The following is a 19,170-nucleotide window of genomic DNA, read 5'->3' on the forward strand; positions in this document are numbered from 1 at the left end:
ATGAAGGACCAGTGTGTCCGACGGGACCGACATTCGTCAGACGCCGGTCCCGCGGGAGGAGTTCCTGACTCCGGTCAGGACTACCCCTTCGGGTGGTCCTGAGGAGGCTTTCCACCGGCCGCGAGTTCGAACTCCGCGCGGGGATGTTCGAGCGAACCGAGGGAGACGATCTCCCTCTTGAAGAGGCCCGACAGGGTCCATTCGGCGAGCACACGGGCTTTTCGGTTGAAGGTGGGCACCCGGCTCAGGTGGTAGACGCGGTGCATGAACCAGGCAGGGTATCCCTTCAGCTTGCGTCCGTAGACGTGCGCGACACCCTTGTGCAGCCCCAGGGAGGCGACCGAACCCACGTACTTGTGGGAGTACGTCTCCAGCTGCTCGCCGCGCAGGGAGCGGGCGATGTTGTCGCCGAGGACCTTGGCCTGGCGGACGGCGTGCTGGGCGTTGGGAGCCGTCTCCGTGCCGGGCCCGGACGCGGTCACGTCGGGTACGGCGGCGGCGTCGCCCGCGGCCCACGCGTGCGTGGCGCCGTCCACGGTCAGCTCGGCGGTGCACCTCAGCCTGCCGCGTTCGTTCAGCGGCAGGTCGGTGGCCGCGAGGATCGGGTGGGGCTTGACGCCCGCGGTCCACACGACCGTGCGGGTCGGGAAGCGGGCCCCGTCGCTGAGGACGGCGACTCGGTCGGTGCACGAGTCGAGCCGGGTCCGCAGGCGTACGTCGATGTTGCGGCGGCGCAGCTGGGTGACGGTGTACTTGCCCATCTCCTCGCCGACCTCGGGGAGGATGCGGTCCGAGGCCTCGACGAGGATCCACTTCATGTCGTCGGCCTTGACGTTGTGGTAGTAGCGGGAGGCGTAGCGGGCCATGTCCTCCAGCTCGCCGAGCGCCTCCACTCCTGCGTAACCGCCTCCTACGAAGACGAAGGTCAGGGCGGCGTCACGGATCGCGGGGTCGCGGGTGGAGGAGGCGATGTCCATCTGCTCGATGACGTGGTTGCGCAGACCGATGGCCTCCTCGACGGTCTTGAAGCCGATGGCGAACTCGGCGAGACCGGGGATCGGGAGGGTGCGCGACACGGAGCCGGGGGCCAGCACGAGTTCGTCGTACGAGAGCTGGTCGGGGCCCGTGCCCTCCTCCTCGGTGGCGAGGGTCGCGACGGTCGCGGTGCGCTTGGCGTGGTCGATCGACGTGGCCTCGCCGATGACGACGCGGCACCGGTCCAGGACGCGGCGCAGGGGTACGACGACGTGGCGCGGCGAGATGGAGCCCGCGGCCGCCTCCGGCAGGAAGGGTTGGTAGGTCATGTATGGGTCGGGAGTGACCACGGTGATCTCCACGTCCCCCCGTTTCAGCTCCTGTTTGAGCTTCTGCTGGAGACGCAGGGCGGTGTACATCCCGACGTAGCCGCCGCCGACAACGAGAATGCGCGCACGTTCCTTCACTCACCCATGACGCACCGGCTACGGGCGTTTGTCCACAGGCCCGTCAATTTGTGTGACCGGGCGCCGAAGACGAGCGGAGCGGGCCGTTTCGCCGGAGCGTGGGAAAGGTCCGCAGGTCAGCAGGTGTGAGCGGGGTGGCATTAGGGGGCGCAACCGGGACGTAACCGGCCCGTACTCCGATCGGGGGGCGCTCCGTGCGGAACCTCCCCCTTCTGAATTGACTCCGCCTCAACTATGTTCGTGTGTCATCGGGGTGTAGGGGGATGCGCTCGACGGGTCCGAACGGCGGGGCCTACGGCGAAGGATGTTCCGCTGACTCCGGTCTGTCGATGGCGGGGAGAGTCTCCGGGGGGAGACGTCATTACCGGGGGAACACACATGCATATTCAGGACACTCATTGGACATCCGCGTCCGCTCTTCCAACGGGCGGCGCGACCGGGGCGGCGGCGGGGAACGGACGCGCGGGGGACGTATCGCGCACCACGCCGCTGCGGGTGGACGCACAGCGCAATCTGGAGCACGTACTGCGCGCGGCACGTGAGGTCTTCGGGGAGCTGGGGTACGGCGCTCCCATGGAGGACGTGGCACGGCGCGCGCGGGTCGGTGTCGGCACGGTGTACCGGCGCTTTCCGAGCAAGGACGTCCTGGTCCGGCGTATCGCCGAGGAGGAGACCTCCCGGCTGACCGATCAGGCGCGTTCCGCGCTCGGGCAGGAGGACGAGCCGTGGTCGGCGCTCTCGCGCTTCCTGCGGACGTCGGTCGCCTCGGGCGCCGGGCGGCTGCTGCCGCCGCAGGTGCTGCGGGTGGGGGTCGGCGAGGACGGTTCGGTACTCGACGGTTCGGCGGTGCTCGACGGGGCCGCGGTGCGTGACGGGGCGCGGGTGCCGCAGCAGCGGTCCCAGCCCGGCGGGCCCGATCTGCGGCTCGTGGAGCAGCGGCCGGCTTCCCTCGGGGAGCAGCCGGACGAGGACGACGCCGGGGCGGCGCAGCTGCTTGAGGTCGTGGGGCGGCTGGTGGACCGGGCGCGTGGGGCGGGTGAGCTGCGGGCGGATGTGACGGTGTCCGATGTGCTGCTCGTGATAGCTACGGCTGCGCCCTCGTTGCCTGATGCTGCGCAGCAGGCTGCGGCGTCTGCGCGGCTGTTGGACATCCTGCTTGAAGGGTTGCGGTCTCGTCCCGCGTAGCCGTTTTGCCTCCGGCGGGGGTCGCGTTCGTCGGGTGCGGGTCGCCTCCGGCGGGGGTGACTCAGTCGGGTGCGGGTTCGTGGGGGCGGGGGCTGGGTGCGCAGTTCCCCGCGCCCCTGGGGGGTGCGGGGAACTCGTCGGGTGCGGGTTCGTGGGGGTTGCTCGCGCCGTTCCCCGCGCCCCTGAGTGGGTGCGGGGATCTCGTCGGGTGCGGGAGCGTCGGGGTTGCTCGCGCCCCTGGAGGGGTGGGGAACGGGTTTCTTGGTGTCGTCAAGGGGCGTTCGGGTGATCCATTCGGATGAGTGGTTGCTGCGTTCCTGTGGGTAACAGCGGTTCGTGCCTGTGGCACTCTTTCCCGGTGTTCGGGTCCGAGTGTGCAGGCGGGGGCTTTCCGCGATGAGCGTTGACGAGCAGGACGAGCCACTCGACAGCGCCGTACCGGAAGCCGTTGTTCCGCCGCAGCGCGAGCGGCGTGGGCAGGGTGACGGCGGAGTGTTGCCGCCTCCTGCCGAGCCCGTCGAACTGCCGCCCGCGGACGCCGAGTTGATCGGGTGGATGCGGTCGGGCGACGACACCGCCTACGAGGAGCTGTACCGGCGGCACGCGGACGCCGTCCGCCGGTACGCGCGCACCTGCTGCCGCGACGCCCACACCGCGGACGACCTCACCGCAGAGGTCTTCGCCCGCATGCTCCAGGCCGTCCGCGGCGGCAGCGGCCCCGAGCACTCAGTACGCGCCTATCTGCTGACGACCGTACGACGCGTCGCCGCCGGCTGGACCAAGTCGGCGCGGCGGGAGCATCTGGTCGACGACTTCGCCGTGTTCGCGGCGCAGGCCGCGCGCGGCTCCGAGCTGTCCGACGACACCGCCTCCGAGGAACTGGGCGCGGACGTACGGGCCATGCACGAGGCCGAGCAGTCCATGGCCATGCAGGCGTTCCGGTCGCTGCCGGAGCGCTGGCAGGCCGTGCTGTGGCACACCGAGGTCGAGGACGAGTCGCCCAGCGAGGTCGCCACGCTCTTCGGCCTGGACGCCAACGGCACGCGCGTACTGGCCAGTCGGGCCCGCGAAGGCCTCAAGCAGGCCTATCTGCAGGCCCATGTGAGCGCCACGCTCACTGCGGACGAGGAGTGCGCGCGCTACGCCGACCGGCTCGGCGCGTACGCACGCGGCGGGCTGCGCACGCGCGCCGAGCGCGGGCTGCGCAAGCACCTGGAGGAGTGCGCCAGGTGCCGGCTCGCCGCCGGTCAGATCAAGGACGTCGCGAACGGGATTCCGGCGGTGGTGCCGGTCGCGGTCATCGGCTGGTTCGGCGCCGCCGGGTACGCGAAGGCGGCCGCCCTCATCGCCGGTGGGACCGGCGTGGGCGCGGCCGGGGCCGCGGGCGCCGCGTCCGCGGCCGGTGGCGGCTCGGGGGGCGCGGGGGCCGGCGGGGCCGCGGCGGAAGGGCTGGGCGCGCCCGCGAAGGCCGGCATCGTCGCGGGGGTCGTCGCGGCGGCCGTCGCCTCGGTGGTGTTCGCGCTCGCGGGCGACGACGCGACGGTGAAGAAGGACGAGGCCGGCCCGCGCCCGCCCGACCCGGTCGTCGAGCCGAACGTGCCGTCACCGCCGCCGTCGCCCTCCCGGTCCCCGAAGCCGCCGAAGGCCGAACCCGCTCCCGTGGAGGCCGCGGCGGCGCCGAAGCCGAGACCTACACCGACACCGACTCGTACGCCGGCGCCCGAACCCACCCCCAAGCCGAAACCGAAGCCGAAGCCGACGCCCACTCCGACCCCTACACCGAAGCCCACACCGCCCCCCGCTCCCCCTCCGCCGCCACCGGCCCCCGAGGACTTCCGGTGGAACCAGCTGGAGTACGGCGTCACCGGGGACGGCACCGAGCCCGAGATGCGGCTCGGCGAGAGCAGCTGGGTCTGGCAGCGGTACGGCATGTCCGTCGCCGGCAAGCGGTACACGAACGGTGTCACCGTGCACGGCGCCTCCTCGGTCACCATCGATCTCAACCGCGCGTGCATCTCGTACGACGCGATGGCCGGCGTGGACGACCTGACGATGGGCCTCGGGCAGGTGCGGTTCTCCGTGTTCGCGGACGGTGTGCGCAGGTGGCAGTCGGGGCTGGTCCGGGGAGGCCAGGCCGCGGTGCCCGTGCACGTCGATCTGACGGGCAGGAAGACGATCCGCCTGGTCGTCGAACCGCGCTCCGGCTTCGGCACGGCGGCCCTGGCGGACTGGGCCGACTCACGCTTCCGGTGCCGGTGACGTCCCGGGTCAGTTCCTTGACGCCCCGGTCAGTTCCTTGACGTCCCGGGTTCGTTCTTTGACGCCCCGGTCAGTTCCTTCAGGACGCCGTCCCGGGTGAGGGCGGCACCGGCGGCGCGCTCGGTGTCGTAGGCCCGGCGGCCGAGTTCGGCCAGGGCCACGGCCTCGACGCGTTCGAGCTCCGCCCGCTGGGGCCGCGGGCGCGGATGGCCTTCCCGCCAGCGGGAGGCGGCCGTGAGGACGCGGACCACGCGCGCATGCTCGCCGATGCCCGACAGCACTTCCGCCGCCTGCTCGGCCAGGGTGGCGAGGACCACCTCCGAGCATCTGCCCTCCATGGCCCCCCGCAGGGCGTCGGCCAGCCGGAGCAGGCCCGGTCCGGGACCCGACTCGACCGCGGTGAGAAGGCCGTCGATGCCGTTCAGCGCGGCGAGGAACTGGGGCGGCGGGGTGCCCCGGGTCGTCTCCTGGCGGGCCGCCTCGCACAGTTCGCGCGCCCGGCCGAACTCCCGGTCGTCGACGGCCATCTGGGCCCGTACGAGGAGGACGAACGCGCGTGAGTCCGGCACCGCGTAACGGTCGGCCTCGGCCGTCGCCTCGTCCAGGGCGCCGAGCGCCGCCGCGCGGTCGCCCTCGCGGTAGGCGATCTCGCCGAGCCGGGCGATGAGGAACGGCTTCTCCGCGTACGCCCCCACCTCGTGGGCGAGCCGCAGCGCCTCCCGGAACTCGCCCTTCGCCTCTTCGAACCGGCTGCGCGCCATGGCCGCCTCGCCGCCCGCGCCGCACACCTGGGCCCGCATCCAGCGGTCACCGACGCGCAGGGAGACGGCCCGGAGCTCCTTGATGTACGTATCGACGTGTTCCATGCCGCCGGGCATGTCGACGGCCACGTGCACGGAGAACAGCAGGGCGATACCGATCTCCCATTCGCCGCCGTGCGCGCGGCAGTTGGCGAGCGAGGCCTGCATCGTCCCGCGCACGCCGTCGGTGTTGCCGATCAGGAATCCGATCAGCGGCCAGAGGATGCCGGGGAAACTCGCCGCGTCCGGGCCGCCGCGCGCCAGCGTGCTCCGCAGCCGTGCGACGTACTCCACGGTCCGCTCCTCCGTCAGCGGCACCTTTCCCAGTTCCGAGGCCAGGAAGATCTGCAGCACCCGCAGCTTGATACGGACCCTGTGCAGGGGGTGCCCGCCCTCCCCCTCGGGATCGGCGAGGAAGGCCCCGACGGGGTCGACCTCGATGCCGAGACCGGCTCTCACGGGGTCTGTCGTGTCGAGGCAGATCGCCAGGGGGTCGATCGCGTCCAGCTGCACCCCGGCGAGTCCGGCGGTGTGGAGGCGGGGAGGGTCCGTCCCGGTCGGATCCGTCGCCGCCGTCGCGTCGAGTGCCGCTCCCAGGAGCAGGACCCGGTTGGTCCAGGTCGCGCCCTCGCGGCGGAAGTTGCGCAGCCACCAGAACCAGCCCATGGACAGGACCAGCGCCGCCGCCTGGGGCTCGTCCGCGGCGAGGATGCTGCGGTGCAGGGCCGCGCGGATGTTGTCGAGGTCGCGCTCCAGGCGGTCGATCCAGCGGAGTTGGTCGGCGGATCGCAGGAGGGGGTCCGCCTGTTCGACCAGCGCGCGGGCCCACACGCGATGTCTGCGCTCGGCCGCGGCACGCAGTTCGGGGGTCTCGGCGACGCGCTCCACCGCGTACTCGTGGATCGTCTCCAGCATGCGGTAGCGCATGGCGCCGCCCCGGCGGCCGGGCGTCGCGACGATCAGGGACTTGTCGACGAGCGCTCCGACCAGCTCGGCCACGGGCCCGCTGCACACGGCCTCCGCGGCCTCCAGGTCCCAGCCGCCGGCGAAGACGGACAGCTCGCGCAGGACGGTCCGCTCGGGCTCGTCGAGCAGGTCCCAGGACCAGTCGACGACCGCGCGCAGGGTCTGCTGGCGGGGCAGGACCGTGCGGCTGCCCGAGGTGAGGAGCCGGAAGCGGTCGTCGAGGCGGTCGGCGATCTGGCGCGGGGCGAGCATCCGCAGCCGGGCGGCGGCCAGTTCGATGGCCAGCGGCAGACCGTCGAGGCGGCGGCAGATCTCGTCGACGGCGTCGTCGTCGGTGATGTCTCCCTCGGGGACGGCCGCCGCCGCGCGCTCCCTGAAGAGGCGGTGTGCCGGTTCGGGCAGGAGGGGCTCGACCGGGCGCACGGACTCGCCGGGCACGCCCAGGGGTTCACGGCTGGTGGCGAGGATCGTGAGTCCGGGGCAGTGGGTCAGGAGCGTCTCGGCCAGTTCGGCCGCCGCGTCGATGACGTGCTCGCAGTTGTCAAGGATCAGGAGTTGGCTGCGCGGGGCGCAGTACTCGACGAGCAGGGCGACCGGGTCGTGCTGCTGGCCCGCCATCTCGTGGGTCAGCAGTGCGGTCTCCCGCAGGCCGAGGGCGCTGACGACCGCACCCGGCACCGCTTCCGGCCGGTCGAGCGGGGCGAGCTCGGCCAGCCATGCCCGCGGATGCCCGGAGGCGGCCTCCTCGGCGAGGCGGGTCTTTCCGGAGCCGCCCGGTCCGGTGAGGGTGACGAGACGGGCCCTGTGCAATTCGGAACGAATCGCGTCGAGTTCGGGTTCCCGGCCCACGAAGGAGTCGAGGCGGGGGCGGATGTTGCCGGTGGGTTCGCGGTGTTCGGAAGTGAGGGCGGGGACGGGGGCGGGGACCGTGTGCGGGGTCAGCAGTTGGGCGTGCAGGGCGCGCAGTTCCGGGCTCGGGTCCGTGCCCAGGCCGTCGGCGAGGGCACGGCGGGCCCGTTCGTACGCCGCCAGCGCGTCCGCCGGGCGGCCCGTGTCCCGCAGGGCCCGTACGAGGAGGGCGTGCAGCGATTCGTCGTACGGGTGGGTCTCGGTGAGGGTCCGCAGCTCCGGTACGGCCTCGTGGGCGCGGCCGTTGCGCAGATCCGCCTCCACGCGCGCGCGTGTCGCCTCCTGGCGGAGGGATTCCGGGCGGGTCGCCGCCGTGGCGCGGTCGGGGAGGTCGGCCAGGGCCGGGCCTCGCCACAGGTCCAGGGCCTCGCGGAGGATCCGGGCGGCGGTCTCCGGGTCCGCGTCCAGGAGGGTCCTGCCCTCGGTGACCAGGCGCTCGAAGACGAACAGGTCCACGTCCTCGGGGGTGGCGGCGAGGCGGTAGCCGCCCGGTTCCGAGGTGACGGCGTCCTTGCCGAGGGCTCTGCGCAGGCGGCCCACGAGGGCCTGGAGGGCGGCGGGGGCGTCGTTCGGGGGGTTGTCCGGCCAGACCTCGTCGATGAGGGTTTCCTGCGGTGCCGGGCGGGGGGTTCTGAGGGCCAGGGCCGTGAGGAGGGCGCGGAGGCGGGGGCCGTTCAGGGGGAGGGGTTCGCCCTGGTCGTCCGTGGCCTGGGTGGCGCCCAGAATTTTGTACCGCACGGGGTCATTGTCGCGGGTCCGGTGGGGGTGGCCGGGCGTTTTTCGCCCCCGCCGCCCCTACCCGTTCCCGTCCACGCATGGGGGCTGCGCCCCCTCGCCCCCGTATCGCGCTCCGCGCTCGTCCTCAAACGCCGGACGGGCTGAAACGACTGCGGACGGGCTGAGGTACCCAGGGGCGCGGGGAACTGCGCAATCCGTTGGGCCCGCCCCCACCGGCCCCGCAGCCGAACCACTACCCCCTGCCCGCCCCCGCCCCCAACGCCCCCCGCTGCGGTCGGATCCCCTCCGGGACCGCTCGTTGGCGGGCCGGGGTGCCCGTCCAGCAGGTGCCCCGGCGGTCCAGCAGGCGGCGGAGCCACAGTTCCAGGGAGACCAGGTCCGCGAGGCCCTCCAGGGGCAGGGGCTCGCCGTCGGCCGCCGCCCGGAGGGCCTTGCGGACGACGCGGGCCTCGACCAGGCCCGCCTGGGCGAGGAGAGGCGTGTCGAAGAGGGCCACCAGTTCGTCCACGGCGACCCGCAGCCCGGTGCGCGCGGCGGCGTTCGACAACGCGTGGGAGGGGGCGCCCCAACCGTGCGGCAGGTCCGCCACCCCAGCGCCTTCAAGGACCGTACGGAGGATCGCGGCCCGTGCTCCCGGCTGGACGCGCAGGGCTTCGGGGAGGGCGCGGCAGGCGCGTACGACCTGGTTGTCGAGGAAGGGGGCGTGCAGGCGCTGGAAGCGGACCTCGGCGGCCTGCTCCAGGATGCGGAGGTCCGCGGCGTGCCGGGTGAGCGCGGAGCGGGCCCGGAAATCGCCCGGCCGCTGACCGGGGCCGATGCCCGCGCGGGTCGTCGCACCCGTCAGGCGAACCGATACTTCAGCGAGGGCCTCACCGGTCAGCCACCGCGCGGCGGGGCCCGGCCTGGCCCAGGTGAGCGCGGCGAGGGACGCCCCGACCGCACCCGCCGGCTCCTCGAACCGCCTGTGGAGGAGCCGGTCGGCGAGACTCTCTATGCCCACCAGGTAGGACGTACGGGACAGTTTGCGGGCCGCGCCGTACACGCGCGCGGGGACCATGACGGACCCGTCCGCCTTGGTGAGGGCCGCGACCGGACGCACCAGGTGGCGTCGTTTGCGGTCCATGAGCAGATCGGCGAGGCGGGCCGGGTGGGCGTCCAGGACCTGTCTGGCGCCGTACCCGGTGAAGTGGTCGGCGCTGCCGGAGGCCAGGCGGGCGCGATGGCGGGCGGCCGTCACCAGGGACGGGCCCGGCTCGTCGGTGAGCGGGCCCTCCAACTCGGCGTAGGGGAGGACTTCTTCGCCGCCGGCCACCACCACGTGGTGCAGGCGCGGGTTGGCGGCGAGCGTGCCGGCCCGTTCCAACTCGGCCTCCCGGCCCTTCACCACCATGTCGTTGAAAGTGACCGCAAGGAGGCGTTCGCCGGCGCCCGTGCCGTGCCCGAGGACGGTGCCGGGGGCGCCGGGCAGCCCGGCGGCGAGGAGGGCGAGCGTGCCGGAGGCGGGCCCTCCGGAGAGGTCGGCCCCGATACCCGGCACCGGCATTCCGCGCGCCGCGCGCCTCTCGGCGGGCCCCATGCCCGGTACCGGCCCGGGGTCTATGTCAGCTCCCGGTACGTGCCTGGGGGCGGCGAGCCGGGCGCGTACGGCCTCCACGAGCGCGTCCCGGACGCCGTCGACCGCGCTGTCGGCGTCGGTGGTGGGGGCCGCGACGGCGAGCGAGGCCACCGGCTCGTACCCGGCGATCTCGCGCGCCCCGGCGCGCAGGATCAGCGCATGCCCCGGCGGAATGCGCCGCACGCCCTCGTAAGGGGTCGAGTCCTGGAGGGCGGCCGGTACGTCGGGAGCCGCGAGCAGGGCCGCCAGATGCCCGAAGTCGAGGTTGGCCTCGATGAGGTCGGCGAGGGGCAGGGCGGCGGTCGCGTACGCCGTACCGCTGGCCCATGGCGTGTAGAACACCGGCCGGACGCCCGCCAGATCGCCGCAGACCATGACCCGGCGGCCCACCTGGACGACGGCCGTGTAACTGCCCGACCAGGCCGTCAGATGCCGAAGTGCCCCGCCGCGCGCGGCGATCAGGCCCAGGCGCAGCTCCTCGTCGGAGGCGCCGCACGTACCGAGCACCGCCATGCGGTTCTGGTCGTCGGCCCGGACGACCCGCACCTCGTCGGGACGCCAGTCGCCGACCGCCCAGAGCGGATCGGGGTCGCCCCACAGGAGCTGGGACCCGACCGGATGGACCGTCTCGCCGTCGCCGCCGGTCGCACCCGCCGAACCGAACTCAGGCGCACGAGCGGCGGTGCTGCTCCAACCCACCAACCATCGCATCGCCGCCTCCACAGGCTGTGGACAACCAGTGCACCGCACGAACCGGTCACCATGCTGCCACGAAGAAAGCGCGCCGGAGAGCCGACGGGGCCGCTCGCGCTCCCCGGAGTGCGCCCCTGGGAGATGCCCCCTCGACGGTGAACTCACGCGCGAGGAAAGGCGATCGCGAAGAATTGACGTACCCGCTACGACGTGAATGCGCCCCCGAAACACTCCCCAAAAACATCGAACGCGCCCTCAAGTGCCGTGGTAGACGCGTTTTTTGACCCCCGGAGGCAGGGGCGATATTCAGCCAAATCGGGGATGGACAGACAGGCTTGCACACTCTCCGTACAGGCTGTGCGCAACGCACAGTCCGGGAGGCGGACTCCGCCTCCCGGACCGGTCCGCCGCCCGCGGGGATGTAGGCGGCGGTGTCCCCCAGCCCACTGGATCCAGTACAGCGGGCCGACCCACGCGTCATCCATCGAAGCGCTCCCCCGTTGGCCGGAGAAGAGCGCACGGACGGGCGCACTGCCACACAGCGGGAGCACGACACGACGCTCCGTGCTGACCCGCGGACCACAATCCCGCCATCCGGAACAATGCCCCTTAACGCTTGGGATGCGGCGAACTACCCTGTGTTTGCCTGTGTTTTCGCGGGAGGCATATTCCTGAGGGCTCAGCCACGTGCTTTTGCGGGTGGGGTTCCAGGGGTCTGCGCCCGGGAAGACGCAGCACGAATGCCGCGTGGCTGAACCCGCGCGGCAGCCGTCTGTGTCGAGGGGTGGCGCATGTCCAGGGAGCAACGCGGGCCGAACGAAAAACTCGGCACCGTTCTCGCCCTCGCGGGAATCAGCAACGCAGGACTCGCGCGTCGCGTCAACGATCTTGGCGCTCAACGCGGGTTGACTCTTCGCTACGACAAGACGTCGGTGGCGCGCTGGGTGTCGAAAGGCATGGTGCCGCAAGGTGCCGCGCCGCACCTCATCGCCGCTGCCATCGGCCAGAAACTCGGCCGCCCCGTGCCGCTCCACGAGATCGGCCTGGCGGACGCGGATCCCGCACCGGAGGTGGGCCTCGCCTTCCCCCGCGACGTAGGACAGGCCGTGCGGTCGGCGACGGATCTCTACCGCCTCGACCTCGCCGGACGCCGGGCCGGCTCCGGCGGCATCTGGCAGTCGCTCGCCGGATCGTTCGCGGTGAGCGCGTACGCGACTCCCGCCTCCCGGTGGCTGATAACCCCGGCCGACACCTCGGTGGCACGTGACGCGGGCCCGCTGGAGGGCTCCGCGGCGCCACTGAAAGTCGGCCACAGCGACGTGCTGAAGCTGCGGGAGGCCGCCGAGGACGCCAGGCGCTGGGACTCCAAGTACGGGGGCGGCGACTGGCGTTCGTCCATGGTGCCGGAGTGCTTACGGGTCGAGGCGGCACCGCTGCTCCTGGGCTCGTACTCGGACGAGGTCGGCCGTTCCCTCTTCGGGGCGAGCGCCGAACTCACCCGTCTCGCGGGCTGGATGGCCTTCGACACGGGCCAGCAGGAGGCGGCACAGCGCTACTACATCCAGGCCCTGCGCCTGGCCCGCGCGGCGGCGGACGTCCCGCTCGGCGGTTACGTACTGGCCTCCATGTCCCTCCAGGCGACCTACCGCGGCTTCGGCGACGAGGGCGTGGACCTCGCGCAGGCCGCCCTCGAACGCAACCGGGGGCTGGCCACGGCCCGCACGATGAGCTTCTTCCGCCTGGTCGAGGCACGGGCGCACGCGCGCGCGGGTGACGCCCACGCGGCCGGCGGCGCCCTGAAGGCGGCCGAGGGCTGGCTGGAGCGCGCCCGGGACGGCGACCAGGATCCGTCCTGGCTCGGCTTCTACTCGTACGACCGTTTCGCGGCGGATGCGGCGGAGTGCTACCGCGATCTGAAGGCTCCGCGTCAGGTCCGCCGCTTCACGGAGCAGGCCCTGTCGAAGCCGACGGAGGAGTTCGTACGCTCGCACGGGCTGCGGCTCGTGGTGTCCGCGGTCGCCGAGCTCGAATCGGGCAATCTGGACGCGGCGTGCGAGCAGGGGGTGCGGGCGGTGGAGGTTGCCGGGCGCATCTCATCCGCCCGCACGACTGAATACGTGAAGGATCTCCTTCACCGGCTGGAGCCGTACGGGGACGAGCCGCGGGTCGTCGAGCTGCGGGAGCGGGCTAGGCCGCTGCTGATGGCACCGGCCTAGTGATCAAGGCTTGCCTGCGCGTCGGCGGGGCTGAGGTGGTTGTGGGGCTGCGGGTGCGCCGTGGCTGGTCGCGCAGTTCCCCGCGCCCCTGAAAAGCGCGTCCGCGGGGGTGAGGGCGTCTTGGGGCTGCGGGTCCGCCGTGGCCGGTCGCGCAGTTCCCCGCGCCCCTGAAGGGGCGCCCCGGTCGTGACCACCCCTCCCCCCTCCCCCAAGTCATTCCGGTGTTCGGCCGGATTGTTGGTTTGAGTGGGTTGTCAGTGGCGCAGTGCACTATCGGAGGTGGGAGTCTGAGGTGGCGGAGGTGGGCGGGCGGATGGTGCGGGAGATCGCTTACGACTGTGACGTGCTGGTGATCGGCGGTGGGATCGTCGGTCTGTCGACGGCGTATGCGATCACGCGTGCCGCACCCGGCACGCGCGTGACCGTGCTGGAGAAGGAGGCCGGCCCGGCCCGGCACCAGACGGGACGCAACAGCGGAGTCATCCACAGCGGGATCTACTACCGCCCGGGCTCCCTGAAGGCACGGTTCGCGGCGCGTGGCGCGGCCGAGATGGTCAAGTTCTGCGCCGAGTACGACATCGCCCACGCGGTGACCGGCAAGCTGATCGTCGCCACCGAGCGGGACGAGCTCCCCCGCCTGCACGCCCTCGTCCAGCGGGGCCGGGAGAACGGCATCCCGGTCCGGGAACTGGGCGCCCCCCAGATCGAGGAGTACGAACCAGAGGTACGGGGCCTCGCCGCGATCCACGTCTCCACCACCGGCGTGTGCGACTACGCAGCCGTGGCCCGGCACCTCGCGAACGCCTCCGGCGCCCTGATCAGGTACGGCACGAAGGCCGCGTACATCGACCGACGCCCCGACCTCGGCGTGGCCGTCCGCACGGACGACGGCACGGTCGTCCGCGCCCGCGTCCTGGTCAACTGCGCCGGCCTCCACTGCGACGGCATCGCCCGCCTCGCAGGCGACGAACCGAACATGCGGATCGTCCCCTTCCGCGGCGAGTACTACACCCTCGCCCGCCCCGACCTGGTACGCGGCCTCGTCTACCCCGTCCCCGACCCCGCGTTCCCCTTCCTCGGGGTCCACCTCACCCGTGGCATCGACGGCAGCGTCCACGTCGGCCCGAACGCGGTCCCGGCCCTGGCCCGCGAGGGCTACGACTGGCGGACGGTCCGCCCGCGCGAACTGGGCTCGACCCTCGCCTGGCCAGGTTCCTGGCAGATAGCCCGCCGCCACTGGCGCTACGGCACCGGAGAACTGCACCGCTCGCTCTCCAAGGCCGCCTTCACCCGTGCGGTCCGCCGCCTGCTCCCGGCGATCACCTCGGACGACCTGATCCCGACCCCCGCGGGCGTCCGCGCCCAGGCGGTCCTGCGCGACGGCACCCTGGTCGACGACTTCCTCATCCAGGAGGGCCCCCGCACGGTCCACGTACTCAACGCCCCGTCCCCCGCGGCCACGGCCTCCCTCCCCATCGGCCGGGAGGTGGCCCAGCGCGCCCTGAAGGCCCTGGCGGCAGCCGCCTGACCGTGGGAGCCGCGCGAGGGGCCGTGCCGGTACGCCGTAGTCCGCCGCGTAGCCCTTCCGAACAAGGCCTGCCCTGTCAGCAGAGTTCCGTATGCCCGGGGGCGGCGGACTGCGGCGTACCGGCACGGCCCCGACCCACGACGGACCGGCACCACGAGGGACCGGCACCGCGAGGGACCGGCACGACGACGGACCGGCACCGCGACCACCCACCACGGACCGGCACCCGACCCGTAAAATCGACCCACTGTGTCTGACTCATCCAGAACCCCCCGCCCCAGAAACGAACCCCGCTTCCCCGACGGCCCCCAGCCCGACCCGGCAGGCTCGCACTTCGAGCGACGGATCCGCAGCTTCCAGCCCCGCCGCAGCCGCGTCACCCAGGGCCAGGCGGACGCGCTTGAGCGGCTCTGGCCCAAGTGGGGCCTGGACATCGACGGGAAGTGCACCCTCGACCTCGCCGAACTCTTCGCGGCCGACCTCCCCGTCGTCCTGGAGATCGGCTTCGGCATGGGCGAGGCGACCGCCCGCATGGCCGCCGCGGCCCCGGACACCGGCATCCTCGCCGTGGACGTCCACACCCCCGGCCAGGGCAACCTGCTGAACCTCGCGGACCGGGCCGGCCTGTCCAACATCCGCGTGGCCAACGGCGACGCGATCATCCTGCTCCGCGAGATGCTGACCCCGGACTCCCTCGCCGGCCTGCGCGTCTACTTCCCGGACCCCTGGCCCAAGAAGCGCCACCACAAGCGGCGCCTGATCCAGCCGGAGTTCCTCACACTCGCCGCGTCCCGGCTGCGCCCCGGCGCGCTGCTGCACTGCGCGACGGACTGGGAGCCGTACGCCGAGGTCATGCTGGACGTTCTCTCCGCGCACCCGGACTTCGAGAACACCCGCCCCGACGACGGTTACGCGCCGCGTCCCGACTTCCGCCCGCTGACCCGTTTCGAGGCCCAGGGCCTGGACAAGGGCCACGTGGTGAACGATCTCCTGTTCCGCCGCGTACCGCATGACACGGACAGCAACGACAGCACGGACAGCGGTACGCACAGCAAGGGCGCCTGAAGCAGCTCCCCCACCCCGGGACGGGGCGCTCTCGCGGGCCGAGCCCCTCCCTCGTTAGGGTTTTTGTCATGGCCACCAGCCCCCCACCCCCGACACCCCCCGGCCTCCCCGCCGGAGGCGCCCGTCGGCACGCACACTGGTGGCAGCGCAAGTGGGTGCGCTACGCCGCGCTGACCACCCTGCTCGCCCTGTCGGGCCTGGTCATCCTGGCCCTCGTCCGCAAACAGACCGGCACGGAGGGCTTCCTGGTGGGCCTCGGCCTCGCCATCTTCCCCGTGCCGCTGCTCGTCGCCGCGTTCCGCTGGCTGGACCGGGTCGATCCGGGGCCCTGGAGAAACCTGCTCTTCTCCTTCGCGTGGGGGGCCTGCGCGGCCGCGCTGATAGCCATCGTCGCGAACAGTTTCGCCACGCAGTGGATAGCGACGACCACGGCGGACCCGTCCCACGCGGACACCCTCGGCGCGACGGTGATAGCGCCGATCGTCGAGGAGTCGGCGAAGGCGGCGGCCGTCCTGCTCGTCTTCCTGTTCCGCAGACGGGACTTCACCGGGATAGTCGACGGCGTGGTGATAGCGGGCGTCACGGCGACCGGCTTCGCGTTCACCGAGAACATCCTCTATCTGGGCACGGCCTTCGGAACGGACCGGCTCACCGGCGACACGGGCATCTTCTCCGTCACCGCCGCGACCTTCTTCGTACGCGTGATCATGTCGCCCTTCGCGCATCCGCTGTTCACCGTGCTGACGGGCATCGGCTTCGGCATCGCGGCGCTCTCGGCGGACCGCCACCAGGTGCGCCGCGTCGTCCTGCCCCTCACCGGGCTGCTGCTCGCGATGGGCATGCACGCGATGTGGAACGGCTCGTCGGCGTTCGGGGAGTACGGCTTCTTCGCGGTGTACGCGGCGTTCATGGTCCCGTCCTTCGGGCTGCTCACATGGCTGGCCGTCTGGACGCGCCAGCGCGAACTGGGCACGGTCCGCACGGAGCTGCCCTCGTACGCCGTGGCGGGGTGGCTGGCCGCGCCCGAGCCGTTCGTCCTCGGCTCGATGAAGGCGCGGCGGCTGGCGCGGGAGTACGCGACGCATCATGGCGGGCGGGACGCGGGGCGGGCGGTGGCGGAGTACGAGGCGTACGCCACCTCGCTGGCGTTCCTCCGCCACCGGGGGCGCCGTGGCCGGGCGGGGGCGGACTTCGCCGTGCGGGAGCGGGAGTTGCTGCACGAGCTGTGGGCTCGGCGGGAGCCGGCTCGGCCGGCGCTGGCGTATGCGGCGCGGGCGACTGCGCCGGGGCCTGTGCCTTGGGCTGTGCCGGGGTATGGGCATCCGCCGTCTTACCCCGCGTACAACCCTTACCGGTACTGACCGCCTGCTTGCCTGGTTGCGCAGTTCCCCGCGCCCCTTGGGGGCAGCGCCGCGGTGCTTGGCCTCGAATGCCCAGTGCGGGACGTCCGGGGCTCGTCGCGCAGTTCCCCGCGCCCCTAGGGAGTAGCGCCGCAGTGCTTGAGGCCGAATGCCCAGTGCGGGACGTCCGTGGCTGGGCGCGCAGTTCCCCGCGCCCCTCAAAGCACAAGCCTCGCTCCTCAAAGCACAAGCCTCGCCCCCTGCCTCCGCGACGCGACCCACGCCTCACTCGGACGCGCGGGTCAGCTTCGTGAGGTCCGTGTCCGTGAGCGTGAGGTCCGCCACCGACAGCAGGGCCGGGAGTTGCGACGGGGTGCGGGCGCTGGCCAGGGGGACGGCGACCGTGGGGCGGGAGGCCAGCCAGGCGAGGGCCACGGTGGCGAGTTCGGCGCCGCGCTCCTGGGCGACCTCGTCGAGCGCGGTGAGCACCCGCTGCCCCCGCTCCGACGCCAGATGCTTGCCCGCCGCACCGGCCCGCGGGCTGTCGACCTCCGCGCCCGCCCGGTACTTGCCGGTGAGGAAGCCCGAGGCGAGCCCGTAGTAGGGGACGGCGGCCAGTCCGCCCCGCGAGGCGACGTCCTGCAGCGGCCCCTCGTACGTGTCGCGCGACACCAGGCTGTACTGGGCCTGCAGCGCCACGTACCGCACGAGCCCCTCGCGGTCGGAGGCGTCCAGGGACTCCTGGAGCCGCTCGGGAGAGATGTTGGACGCGGCGATCGCCCGCACCTTGCCGGAGCGTACGAGCTCGTCCAGGGCGCCGAGGATCTCCTCGACGGGCACGGAGGGGTCGTCGTAGTGGGTGTAGTAGAGGTCGATGTGGTCCGTCTGCAGCCGGCGCAGCGACTCCTCGGCCGCGGCCTTCACGTTCGCCGGGGACAGGCCCTTGTACGAGGGATGCGCGCCGACCTTCGTGGCGATGAGGACGTCGGCGCGGTTGCCGCGCGCGGTCAGCCACTCGCCGATGACGGTCTCGGACACACCGCCCCCGTTGCCCGGCGCCCAGGCCGAGTACGCGTCGGCGGTGTCCACGAAGTTCCCGCCGGCGGCCGTGTACGCGTCGAGCACGGCGAAGGAGTCGGCGCGGTCGGCGGTCCAGCCGAAGACGTTGCCGCCCAGGGCGAGCGGAAACACCTCAAGGTCGGACGAACCCAGCCTGCGAAGAGAAGTCATGCCAAAACCAACGGCCGGACCGGACGGCCGTATTCCATACCTCGCGACACAACCTCACGACGCCACAACCTCACGACGCCACAACCTCACGACGCCGCGGGGACCTGCTTACGCGGGGACCGGCCCGCTTACGGGTTGAGGCCGTTGCCGCGCAGCCAGGCCATCGGGTCGATCCCGGTGCCGCCGGCCGTGTGGACCTCCAGGTGGAGGTGCGCCCCGGTGACGTTTCCGGTGGCACCCACGCGCCCGATGACCTCGCCCGTGCTGACCTTCTGCCCGACACTGACGCCGATCGACGACTGGTGGGCGTACCAGAGCTCCGTACCGTCGTCGAGCGTGAGGACCGTGCGGTAGCCGTACGAGCCGCTCCAGCCCGCCTCGGTGATCGTGCCGCTGTGAATGGCCTTGATCGGGGTACCCGTGGGAGCGGCGAAGTCTAGACCCGTGTGCTGACCGGAGGACCACAGCGAGCCGGACTGCCCGAAGGTGGAGGTGATCGTGTACGAGGAGGTGGGCAGTGTGAACTGCTTGGCCAGCTCGGCGAGGCGCGCGGCCTCGGCCTTCGCCTTGGCCTCCTCCTCCTTCTTCGCCTTCGCGGCGGCGGCCTTGGCCTTCGCCGCGTCCTGCTCCTTGGCCGCGAGCGCGGCGGCCTTCTTCGCGGCGGCGGCCTCGGCGGCCGCCTGGGCGTCGCGGTCGACCTGGTCCTGCTGGAGTTCGGCCTGGAGCATGATGCGCGAGCGCAGGGCCTCGCCGGCGTCGGCGTTGCCCTCCTCGGCGTCGGCCTCGGTGAGGCCGGCGGCGGTGAGCGCCGTGCTGGAACCCTCGGGGGCCTCGTCGTCGGAGATCAGCGAGCCGACGTTCGGCAGGTCGGGGATCGAGATCGACACCGGCGGCTTGCCGGTCTGCGCGGAGGCCATGCCGCCCGCGCCGACGGCGGCTATGACACCGACGCCCAGAACGGTGGAGCTGCGGGCGAGTCCCCCGCCACGCTGCTTGGCGACGCGGTGCTTGCCGCGAACCGGAACGACGGTCTCAGCGCTGGGATTCCAGGGCTCCCAGGGCTCGTCCGCCGTACGGGCGCCGAAGGCGAAGGTGTCGGGCTTCTTCTCGCCCGAGGTCTCTCCCGTCACCTCGTCAGGCATGAACGAGGGTGTGGGGGCAGGCCTGTTGAACGCCACGTGGGC

General features: G+C 72.5%; 11 protein-coding genes. 6 read left to right on the forward strand and 5 right to left on the reverse strand.

Features of this window, described 5'->3' with window-relative positions:
• Positions 1-80: 80 nt before the first annotated feature.
• Positions 81-1,442, reverse strand: a complete 1,362-nt coding sequence (locus J8N05_RS05035) for an NAD(P)/FAD-dependent oxidoreductase (RefSeq protein ID WP_210881266.1) — start codon at positions 1,440-1,442, stop codon at positions 81-83.
• A 378-nt stretch (positions 1,443-1,820) separates the two neighbouring features.
• Here J8N05_RS05035 and J8N05_RS05040 point away from each other — a divergent pair, with 378 nt between their 5' ends.
• Positions 1,821-2,627: a TetR/AcrR family transcriptional regulator gene (locus tag J8N05_RS05040; RefSeq protein ID WP_210881267.1), complete on the forward strand. Its 807-nt coding sequence runs from the start codon at positions 1,821-1,823 to the stop codon at positions 2,625-2,627.
• 396 nt (positions 2,628-3,023) lie between these two features.
• Positions 3,024-4,886 carry a sigma-70 family RNA polymerase sigma factor gene (locus J8N05_RS05045; RefSeq protein ID WP_210881268.1) on the forward strand — a complete coding sequence of 621 codons (1,863 nt, stop codon included), beginning with the start codon at positions 3,024-3,026 and terminating at the stop codon, positions 4,884-4,886.
• 29 nt (positions 4,887-4,915) lie between these two features.
• Here the strand turns inward: J8N05_RS05045 and J8N05_RS05050 are convergent, their stop codons facing one another.
• Together J8N05_RS05050 and J8N05_RS05055 are read right to left on the reverse strand one after the other, a co-directional pair.
• On the reverse strand, positions 4,916-8,299 hold the full coding sequence (locus J8N05_RS05050) for a BTAD domain-containing putative transcriptional regulator (protein WP_210881269.1): 3,384 nt from the start codon (positions 8,297-8,299) through the stop codon (positions 4,916-4,918).
• Positions 8,300-8,531: 232 nt separating this feature from the next.
• Positions 8,532-10,625, reverse strand: coding sequence for an asparagine synthase-related protein (locus J8N05_RS05055; RefSeq protein WP_210881270.1), 2,094 nt, complete (start codon positions 10,623-10,625; stop codon positions 8,532-8,534).
• 773 nt (positions 10,626-11,398) lie between these two features.
• Here J8N05_RS05055 and J8N05_RS05060 point away from each other — a divergent pair.
• From J8N05_RS05060 to J8N05_RS05075, 4 genes are all read left to right on the forward strand, one after another.
• A complete protein-coding gene (locus J8N05_RS05060) occupies positions 11,399-12,823 on the forward strand; it encodes an MFS transporter (protein ID WP_107020588.1) in 1,425 nt (474 codons plus the stop codon).
• Between the two features lie 313 nt (positions 12,824-13,136).
• Positions 13,137-14,351 (forward strand): L-2-hydroxyglutarate oxidase, encoded by a 1,215-nt coding sequence (gene lhgO / locus J8N05_RS05065; RefSeq protein WP_210890024.1) that lies wholly within the window; start codon positions 13,137-13,139, stop codon positions 14,349-14,351.
• A 249-nt stretch (positions 14,352-14,600) separates the two neighbouring features.
• Positions 14,601-15,416: a tRNA (guanosine(46)-N7)-methyltransferase TrmB gene (gene trmB / locus J8N05_RS05070; protein ID WP_210881271.1), complete on the forward strand. Its 816-nt coding sequence runs from the start codon at positions 14,601-14,603 to the stop codon at positions 15,414-15,416.
• Between the two features lie 68 nt (positions 15,417-15,484).
• A complete protein-coding gene (locus J8N05_RS05075; protein WP_210881272.1) occupies positions 15,485-16,777 on the forward strand; it encodes a PrsW family intramembrane metalloprotease in 1,293 nt (430 codons plus the stop codon).
• Between the two features lie 264 nt (positions 16,778-17,041).
• Here J8N05_RS05075 and J8N05_RS05080 read toward each other — a convergent pair whose 3' ends face one another.
• Entirely contained in the window at positions 17,042-17,986 is a 945-nt protein-coding gene (locus tag J8N05_RS05080; protein WP_210881273.1) for an aldo/keto reductase, read from the reverse strand.
• Positions 17,987-18,114: 128 nt separating this feature from the next.
• Positions 18,115-19,164 (reverse strand): M23 family metallopeptidase, encoded by a 1,050-nt coding sequence (locus J8N05_RS05085; protein ID WP_384271782.1) that lies wholly within the window; start codon positions 19,162-19,164, stop codon positions 18,115-18,117.
• Positions 19,165-19,170 lie beyond the last annotated feature (6 nt).

The organism is Streptomyces liliiviolaceus (genome assembly GCF_018070025.1).
In the GTDB taxonomy this organism is placed as follows: Bacteria; Actinomycetota; Actinomycetes; order Streptomycetales; family Streptomycetaceae; genus Streptomyces; species Streptomyces liliiviolaceus.

Excerpts from the sequence above, each read along its gene's own strand:
- J8N05_RS05040 (WP_210881267.1), top strand. The coding sequence starts at position 1,821 with ATGCATATTCAGGACACTCATTGGACATCCGCGTCCGCTCTTCCAACG.
- J8N05_RS05045 (WP_210881268.1), top strand. The coding sequence starts at position 3,024 with ATGAGCGTTGACGAGCAGGACGAGCCACTCGACAGCGCCGTACCGGAA.
- J8N05_RS05055 (WP_210881270.1), bottom strand. The coding sequence starts at position 10,625 with ATGCGATGGTTGGTGGGTTGGAGCAGCACCGCCGCTCGTGCGCCTGAG.
- J8N05_RS05060 (WP_107020588.1), top strand. The coding sequence starts at position 11,399 with ATGTCCAGGGAGCAACGCGGGCCGAACGAAAAACTCGGCACCGTTCTC.
- lhgO (WP_210890024.1), top strand. The coding sequence starts at position 13,137 with ATGGTGCGGGAGATCGCTTACGACTGTGACGTGCTGGTGATCGGCGGT.
- J8N05_RS05075 (WP_210881272.1), top strand. The coding sequence starts at position 15,485 with ATGGCCACCAGCCCCCCACCCCCGACACCCCCCGGCCTCCCCGCCGGA.
- J8N05_RS05080 (WP_210881273.1), bottom strand. The coding sequence starts at position 17,986 with ATGACTTCTCTTCGCAGGCTGGGTTCGTCCGACCTTGAGGTGTTTCCG.